Raw genomic sequence first — 1137 nt, 5'->3', positions numbered from 1 at the left:
TCAGCTATTTCTTCTCTTGATGGTTTTCTTCTACAAGATAAAAACCCTTTTGTTCCATCACAACTCTCAAATGGATATACTGTTGCAAACACCCAGTAGTATCCTCCTGTTTTTGTTGCATTTTTTACATATCCTGTCCAAGTATCTCCTCTTTGTACTGTTTCCCACAAGCTTTTAAATGCTTTACTTGGCATATCTTGATGTCTTACCATATTATGTGGGTTTCCTACTAGTTCTTCTAGAGAGTATTCTGCTATTTTACAAAAATCATCATTTGCAAATCTTATTATACCTTTTGAATCTGTCTCACTAACTAGGAATGCGTATTCATCTAATACTGTCTCTTGTCCTGCTGCCATCTCTTATTTTCCTTTAGTTAAACTTTTTACTTTTTGCTTCACTTACTAGTTCATTTGCCATTGTTGCTACTTCATCTGCTATTGTTTTTACTTGGTTAGCTTCACTAGCATTCTCTTGTGTTACTCTATCTAGCATTGTTACTGCATCATTTATTTGTTCTATTCCTGTCATTTGCTCTTTACTTGCTTTTGACACATCTTCTATGATATGGATTGTTTCTGAGATATGTGTATTTAGCTCTTTATATCCATTTATCATTTCATCTGATATTTTTTTACCATCATTTGCTTTTAGGTTTGCATCTTCTACTAAATCTTTTATTTCTCTTGCTGCTTCAGCAGATCTATTTGCAAGATTTCTTACTTCTTGTGCAACTACTGCGAAACCTTTTCCTGCTTCACCTGCTGTTGCTGCTTCTACTGCTGCATTAAGTGAAAGAATATTTGTTTGGAATGCAATTTGATCAATAACAGTAATTGCTTCATTAATTGAAGTTACTTTATCATTAATTTCATCCATTGAGCTTGCTGTTTTACTTGCAAGGTCTTCACCTGTTGTTACTGATGTTCTTACTGTTTTTCCTAAGTCAGCCATTTTTGTTGCATTTTCTGCATTATTTCTAGTAATAGAAGTGATTTCTTCTACTGCTGCTGCTGTTTCTTCTAATGAAGCTGCTTGTTCATTTGCTTTTGCTGCTAGGTTATTCATTGATGCTGTCATTGTTGCTGAGTTATGTTCTAGTGTTTGTCCATTATTTAGGTTCGCTTTTGCGTTATT

The 1137-nt window shown here is 33.9% G+C and carries 2 protein-coding genes; both read right to left on the bottom strand.

The window, feature by feature from the left end; translation table 11 throughout:
- Positions 1–359, bottom strand: a 359-nt coding sequence (locus CRV03_RS13915) for a PAS domain-containing protein (protein ID WP_129085743.1), incomplete at its 3' end; no start/stop codon positions are given.
- A gap of 13 nt (positions 360–372) precedes the next feature.
- On the bottom strand, positions 373–1137 hold a 765-nt coding region (locus tag CRV03_RS13910; RefSeq protein ID WP_258239105.1), incomplete at its 5' end, for a methyl-accepting chemotaxis protein.

The organism is Arcobacter sp. F155 (assembly GCF_004116455.1).
GTDB lineage: Bacteria > Campylobacterota > Campylobacteria > Campylobacterales > Arcobacteraceae > Halarcobacter.
Note: the sequence above shows the minus strand (reverse complement) of the source record. Positions and strands in the feature narration are given on the sequence as shown.